At 66.9% G+C, this 7,500-nt stretch carries 3 protein-coding genes and 1 pseudogene; all 4 read right to left on the bottom strand.

Annotated features, from left to right (window positions below):
• A pseudogene (locus tag VK519_RS16615) lies at nucleotides 1–369 on the bottom strand (O-antigen ligase family protein); the annotation flags it as partial.
• The gene (locus tag VK519_RS16620; protein ID WP_324351600.1) at nucleotides 357–1,466 is read right to left on the bottom strand and encodes a polysaccharide deacetylase family protein; all 1,110 of its coding nucleotides are present in this window, start codon (nucleotides 1,464–1,466) and stop codon (nucleotides 357–359) included. The gene VK519_RS16620 and the pseudogene VK519_RS16615, both read right to left, overlap by 13 nt.
• A complete protein-coding gene (locus tag VK519_RS16625; RefSeq protein ID WP_324351602.1) occupies nucleotides 1,460–2,590 on the bottom strand; it encodes a glycosyltransferase family 2 protein in 1,131 nt (376 codons plus the stop codon). The genes VK519_RS16620 and VK519_RS16625 overlap by 7 nt, the downstream gene beginning before the upstream one ends.
• Nucleotides 2,591–2,620: 30 nt before the next feature.
• The coding region (locus VK519_RS16630; protein ID WP_324351603.1) for a non-ribosomal peptide synthetase at nucleotides 2,621–7,500 on the bottom strand (4,880 nt) is incomplete at its 5' end.

Raw genomic sequence — 7,500 nt, forward strand, 5'->3', positions numbered from 1 at the left:
CTGGCCAATGCCATGCAGGGCCAGCACGGCGGCGCATGCAGCGATGGTTCCCATGGTCACCCCCAGGCGCCGCGGCGAAGTACATGCGGTTGCAAGCACGAAGAACGCGATCACGGTAGGGCCGAACTTTCCCAGCTGGTCGACCGTGCCGCCCATCCAGCCGTTGGTCACTTCGGAGATCATCAACACCAGCAGGAAGACGGGCAGCAGCAGGAATTGCGGCGCCGAGAGGTTCTTCTTGCCAGCTATAAATAGACCGAAGGCCAGCACGAGCACCGCCGGCAACAAAGGTACGCCGACCAGGCCCGGCATGTAATCTTGCGGCCGGATGATAGTCAGTACTACGTACAGGAGGATCAGGACGAACATGCGGGCTCGGCCTCGCGTTCGATCTCGCGGTGTTGCGTGGGATAGCTCATCAGGCTCGGCAATGCCAGCATCGCGGCGAACCAGCCGGGGCCCATGTTGCGCTCCACCGGCAGGCGGTGCAGGGCGTAACGGTTGGACGCGGGATTCGGATTGGAGCCGCAGATGTAACAAACCGCGGCATCGAAACCCGCCTCCCGGGTGGCATCCATCACCGTGCGGTCGAAGGCGCGGTCGCCTCCCACCGGATAGGACATCACCACGGTGTCGGCGCCGATCTCGCGGTCGAGCGTGGCCTTCGATTCGCGGATCTCGCGCACCATGGCATCGGGGGCCATCTTGGCCAGCATGCGGTGGTGTACGCCATGCGATCCGATCTCAAGCCCCGCGGCGGCCATCTGGCGCAACTGGTCCCAGGTCATCGGCCGGCAGTCGTCGGGCGTGTGGTCGCAGGGCAGGTTCCACTCAGTTTGAAGCCGCGCGATCAATGCTTCCTGCGCGAACGCATCGATGTTCTTCATCTGAAGCAGGACGTCGCCGCCCAGTTCGCGGCGCCGGGCGCGTTCGGCGGGCATGGGCACGTCGATGCCCAGCTCCGGCAGTTCAAGCCGCGAGACGCGCGTGAGCAGGATCATGTGCATCAGCCAGTCGTAACCGAACGGCTTGCCGGTATCGATGTGGCCGGTGGAGACGAAGAACGTCGCCGGTATGCCCAGATCCTTCAGGATGGGGAAGGCGTAGCGGTAGTTGTCGTCGTAGCCATCGTCGAAGGTGATGGCCACGGCATTGGGCGGCAGCGACTGCCCGGCGTCCATCGCCGTCACCACGTCGGTCAGCCGCACCGGCCGGAAGTGGCGCTTGATGCGCGACATCTGATCGTGAAAGCGCTCCGGGGTGGCGCTGATCAGCTCCAGGTCGAATTCGTACGTGTCCAGATCGGGAACGCGCATGATCCGGTGATAGGCCAGGATGCGCAGTTCCTTCTGCAGCATGGCGCGCACGCGCTGCAGCGGCGGAAGCAGGCCGCTTGAGTAACACATCTCGCCGATCCTGCCGCGGATGCCGGTTGCCCGGCCGTCGCCTTCCACCTGGCTTACCATAAATGCAATCCCCGTTTCCGGGCGAAGGCAAAAAGTGCCTGCGCCGCGAATAGATTGAGGTAATAGAAGGCCAGCGCCAATCGCACGGGCAGCCATCGGCCAAATGGGGGAAGCAGCTTGCCGGCGGCGACCATCAGCGCGGCTGCCACCAATCCGGAGAACATCAGTGCATACAGCGGGCTACGCGTGAAGAGCACCGCCGTGGACAGTGTCAACAGCAGCACCAGCCAGGGCGCGGCCAGGCGCAGCAACTTGTGGCTGATGAAGCGGAACCACAGCGGGTTGCGCCATGGCGACAGTAGCCATGGCGCCAACTGCGCCAGCTGGTAATTCCCGGCGAGCGTGCGGATCTTCCGCCGGCTCTCCGCGACCGGCTCCTGCGATGGCTGGTCCCAGGCCAGGGCTTTGGGTTCGAACACCACGCGATAACCGTGGGCCGCCACCTGCATCGGCACCAGCACGTCGTCGAGCACCGTGCCCTGGGGCAGGCCTTCCCAAAGGTCGCGCCGCATGGCGTAGATCGCGCCGCTGACGCCAATGGTGGAACCGGACTGGCTCTCCGACTGGCGGATCAGTTTTTCGTAGCGCCAATAGGCGTCCACGCCCTTGGCAAAGCCCGTGCGCACGTTCTCAAGGTGCAGTTCGCCGCCCACCGCGCCCACGCGGCCGTCGGCGAGGTTGGCGACCAGTTCGCGCAGGGCCATGGGGGAGAGTTTCTGGCGGACGTCGGTAAGCAGCAGCACGTCGCCTGTGGCCGCGGCCACGGCATCGTTCAGGCAGGCGGCCTTGCCGCGTCGCACGTCGAATTTCAGAAGCCGCACGCGCGGATCCCGGCAATGCCGTACCAGCGCCGGGGTGACATCCGTGCAGCCATCGCAGGCCACGATGATCTCGACCAGGTGCGGCGGATAATCCAGGGCTGCAAGATTGCGCAGTTTGCCGCGGATATGGCGATTGCCGTCGTGCACGGCGATCACCACCGATACCGTGGGCGTGACGGACTGCTTACGGACCGGATAGGGATGCAGGCGGGCCTGCATCCACACTAGAAGCGGATAGCCGACGAAGATATGCGCCAGCAGGAAAAAGCTGCCCCAGCAGGCGAGCCATGCAAGCATGGTCATATGGGCGTCCCCCCGACGCGCGTGTTCATGTCAACGAAGGCCAAGCAGGCCCAGCAAGCCGCCTCGCGAGGACTTCGCAGGCTTCGCCGATGGCGGCGGCGCCGCGGCGATCTCGGCTGCGAGCGTCCCCAACGTGCCATTGGCGATGTCCAGCAGGTTCAGCCGAACGCCGGTTTCCTGCTGCACGCGCGTGGCCATGTCCACGGCAAGAAGCGAGTGGCCACCGACGTCGAAGAAGTTGTCGCCCGTACGCACGCTTTCCAGCGACAGCAGCGATTTCCAGATCGCCGCCAGCTTTTCTTCGGACGGGTTCATCGGCGCGCCGGATGGCGCCGGGTTGACCGGTGCCCGCCATGCCTGCTCTTGCATCGGCCCGGTCACCTGAAGCTGGCCGCCGGGCAGGCGGCGGCCACGGAAGCCGGTGCGCACGAGTCCCGGCGGTGCCGGATGCGCGCTACTGCGATGGCCAAACGGCACGCTGCGCAAGGTTCCGCCGATGGCCACTTCGCCCAGCGCCCCGATGGGGCGTGGCAGGTCGTCCGGGCCCAGTACCTGGATGTCGGCATGGGCCAGTGGATGGCCAGCGTGTGCGCCGTCGGCAGGGTTCTCGACCTTGCCCGCGGCGGCCACCGGCGCAATGCCGGTGATGCCGAAGAGCGTCCACAGGGCCTGGCAGCGATCACCGATCTGGCGCGCGGTTTCCGGCGCCAGGCTGCCACCGGTACACACGGCGTTGAGGTCCATCTGGCCCTTCCAGCCAGCGGCCTGCAGCGCTGCCCAGGCTTCGGCCGGCGCGAAGAGGTAATCCGGGCGCCGGCTGACGACGAGCTGCCGCAGGTCTTCGGTATCGGTGGTAAGGATCAGTTCCGCACCGCTGGCCAGCGGCAGCAAGTGCTGCACGATGGCCTTGGGCGAGGATGGCCGGGCCGTGACCAGGGCCCGACTGGCCGGTGGCATGGCGAATGTGACGGCAAGGTCACCAAGCATCTGGCCCAGCGCCCGCTGGCTGATGCCCGCAGCTTCTGGATGGGCGTCGTGCCCATGCGGGTAGCCCGCGATCGCGATGTCGTCCGCAGCGGGCACGGCGGCAGGGGCGTCGGCGCTGGCGGCTACCAGTTCGAGGTTGTCCACGTCGAACCACAAGGCGCGCCCGCGCGACCACTGCAGCGGTGCTTGGAGCGTACTGTCGCCCAGCAGCACCGTGACACCACTGTCGGCGATGCGGTCGGCGAGCGCTGCCAGGCCGTCGGCCGGGTCCAGCAACACGCAGGTGATGCCGGTCTTCAGGCAGGCGATCAATGCAGCGACGCGGTTGATCCCGGGCTCCACCGCCAGTCCCACCACCGTGCGCGAGGTGCCGGCACGCTTGTGCAGGCAATGGGCGATGCGGTTGGCGCGTCCATCGAGTTCGGCGTAGCCGATCGACCAGCTTTGCGAGGTAAGCGCAGTGGCGTCGGGAGCGCGGTCCACGTGTGCCTGGAACATCGCGGCGAAGCCGGCCACGGTGTCCTGGGCACTGTCCTCGGGCGCAACGGCCTGCACACCCGCGTCCGCACCGTTGAGCTGGGACAGCGTTTGCGCCGGGTCGCGGTCCACCCGCGACATCAGTTCAAGGTAGCGGTCGCGCAGCATGCGCGCGGTGTCGCCTTGCAGGATATCCGCGTTGTACGTGACGCCACCGACCATGCCGCCGGCGCCCTCCAGGAACCAGAGCCCAAGGTCCTCGGTGGCCCCGCTCTGGAACAGCAGGATCTGCTCATGGGCCAGGCCGCCCCAGTCGACGGTGCGGCCGCGGGCGTCCTGGAAGGAGAACAGTGCCTGGTAGAGCACCGCACCCTGGCCGTTGCCCACTTTCAGTTCCCGCTGCAGGTACTCCAGGGGCACGTCCGGATGGCCGAAGCTGTCGATCGCCACTTCGCGCACATGGCGGACGAAGTCCACGAAGGTGAGGTTCTCATCCACGTTCACGTGCAGGGGAAGCAGGTTGTTGAAGTAACCCATCACCGATTCAAGCTCGGTGTGATTGCGGCCGCGTACGGGCGTTCCGATCACCAGTTCCCGCTGACCTGTCATGCCCGACAACAGCACGTAGTACAGCGCAAGCAGCGTCATGTTGAGCGTGGCGTCGGCCTTGCGTGCCACCTCGTGCATGGCGTCGGTGGTTTCACGCGTGATGCGGATCCACTCGGTACGGCCAAGGCCCGACATGCCAGGGCGGCGCGGGTAATCGGTAGGTAGCGCGGTGATGCCCTGCATGTGTGCAAGGCGGTCCTTCCAGTACGCAAGCTGCGACTTGAACTGCGGGCCTTCCAGCCAGCGCGCGTGCCACTGGGCGAAATCGCCGTAGCTGATCGTGAGTGCCGGCAGTACCGGCTCGGTACCTTCGGCAAACGAGCGGTACAGGTGTGAAAGTTCGTTGTACAGGATGTCAAACGACCAGCCGTCCCAGATGATGTGGTGCGGCATGAAAAAGAACACGTGTTCATCGTCGGCCAGGCGGAACATGCTGGCGCTGAACAGGGGGCCCTGGCGCAGGTCGAACGGCGTGTCGGTAAGTTTCTGCAAGCGCTGCATCAGCACTTCTTCGCGATCGTCGCTGGGCAGCCCGGAGAGATCCTCGGCGGGGAACAGCTTCATCTGCACGGTCCTTGCCACCACCTGCTCGACGGTATCGTCGATGCGGTGGAACGACGTGCGCATCGACGACTGCCGTGCAATGAGCGCGGCAAAGGCACGTTCGAAAGCGGTTTCGTCCAGCTTGCCGCGCAGGCGATGCGCTGATGGCGCGTTGTAGGTCACCCGGCCTGGCTGCAACTCTTCCAGCGCATGCAGGCGCTGCTGCATCAACGACAGCGGCGCGCGGTCTTGCTGGAGCTGGGCCACCAGCGGCTCGGTCGCCAGGACCTGGCCACCGTCGCGCTGCCTGGCCACGGCCAGGGAAAGGTCGGCGATGGTCGGCGCATCGAACAGCGTGCGGAACGACAGCGCCACGCCGAATTCGCGGTTGAGCCGCGCGGTAAGCTGCGCGGCCAGCAGCGAATGGCCGCCCAGCGCGAAGAAGTTGTCGCGCACGTCCAGCGAGGGAAGGGCAAGGATCGCCTCCATCGCCGCAGCTACGCGGCGTTCGTCCTCATTGCGCGGCGCCAGCCGCTCCGTGTCGGCCGCCACCGAGCGCACGGTGGGCGCGGGCAGGGCCTTGCGGTCGATCTTGCCGTTGGGCAGCAGCGGGATCGACGGCATGTCGATGATGTGCTGCGGCACCATGTAGTCGGGCAGGCGGGATTTCATCCGCGCCACCAGTGCTTCCTCGTTGAAGGCTGCGCCCTCGCGGGTGACCACGTAGGCCACCAGCCGCACGTCGCCCGGGCGGTCTTCGCGGGCGATCACCACCGCACGCGCCACCGCCGGCGCATCGGCCAGCACGTTCTCGATCTCGCCAGGCTCGATGCGATAGCCGCGTACCTTTACCTGGAAGTCCAGGCGGCCGAGGTGTTCGAGCTGGCCGTTGGCCAGCCACCGGCCGCGATCGCCCGTGCGGTACATCGTGGCGCCGGCATCCGCACTGGTGGTATCGGGAATAAACCGGTCGGCGGTGAGCTCGGGGCGGTCGAGGTACCCCAGGGTGACACCGGCGCCGCCGATGACGATCTCGCCCGGCACGCCCAGCGGGCAGGGCACGCCATGCGCATCGAGCACGTGCACCTGGGTATTGGCAATCGGCGTGCCGATCCAGATGCCTTCGCGGGGCGCCGAGACATTCCACCAGGTCGACCACACGGTGGTCTCGGTGGGGCCATAGGCGTTGAACACCTGTCCGCAGCGCGACAGCAGCGCCTCGGCAAGGTCCAGCGCGAGCGGTTCGCCACCGGTGATGGCGCGGAAGCCGCGGCTACCTTGCCAACCGGCCTCGATCAGCACGCGCCAGCCAGCGGGCGTCGCCTGCATCAGCGTCGCCTGGCTCTCTTCCACCAGCGTACGCAGCGCCGTGCCGTCGCGGACGTCGTCGGCACCGGCCAGCACCACGGTGGCTCCCACGCATAGCGGCAGCATCAGTTCGAGGAAGGCAATGTCGAAGGAAAGCGTGGTTACCGCCACCAGGCGGTCATCGGCTCCGATGCCGGTGAGCTCCTGCATGGAGGCCAGGAAATTCGACGTGGGCCGGTGCGGTACGCGCACGCCCTTGGGCCGGCCGGTGGAGCCGGAGGTGAAGATCACGTACGCGATCGACTCCGGCGTCGCGGCGGCCTGGTCGCGTGGCAGGCGCGTGCCGTCCAGTGCATCCAGGAGTGCGGCATCGCGGGCGAGTGAAAGCACGCGGGCATCATCCAGGGCGACGCCGCCGGGCGCGGTGTCGTCGGCGATCAGCGCGGCGAGCTTCGCGTCCTCGGCCATGAAGCCCAGGCGCTCAGCGGGGAAGAGCGGATCCATCGGCACGTAGCCGGCACCGGATTTCATCACGCCCAGGAGGGCGGCGAGCATGTCCGGACCGCGGCCAAGGCAGATGCCGACCAGGTCGCCGCGGCCGACGCCGCGCTGGCGTAGCGCACGCGCGATGCGGTTGGCCCGGGCGTCCAGCTCGCCATAACGCAAGATCGTCTTGCCATGGCGTACGGCAACGCGATCGGGCGCCTGGTCGACGGAAAGCTCGAAATGCTCGTGGGCAAGGCGCTGGCGCGGGAACGGCGTGGCCGGTGGTTGCAGGGCGGCAATCGATTCGCGTGCGGTGGGCGAAAGCAGGTCCAGTGCGCCCGCGGGCGTGGTGGCATCGGCCACGACGCTCCGCAGCAAGGTTTCATAGGCGTCGAGCCAGCCACGGATGGTCTCGCCGCGGAACAGCAGGCTGTTGTACTGGCATTCCAGGCGCAGGCCGCCATCAACCTGCACGGCGTTGATGAACAGCTCGAAGTTCT

It is taken from the genome of Pinirhizobacter sp. (assembly GCF_035317885.1).
Classification (GTDB): domain Bacteria; phylum Pseudomonadota; class Gammaproteobacteria; order Xanthomonadales; family Rhodanobacteraceae; genus Pinirhizobacter.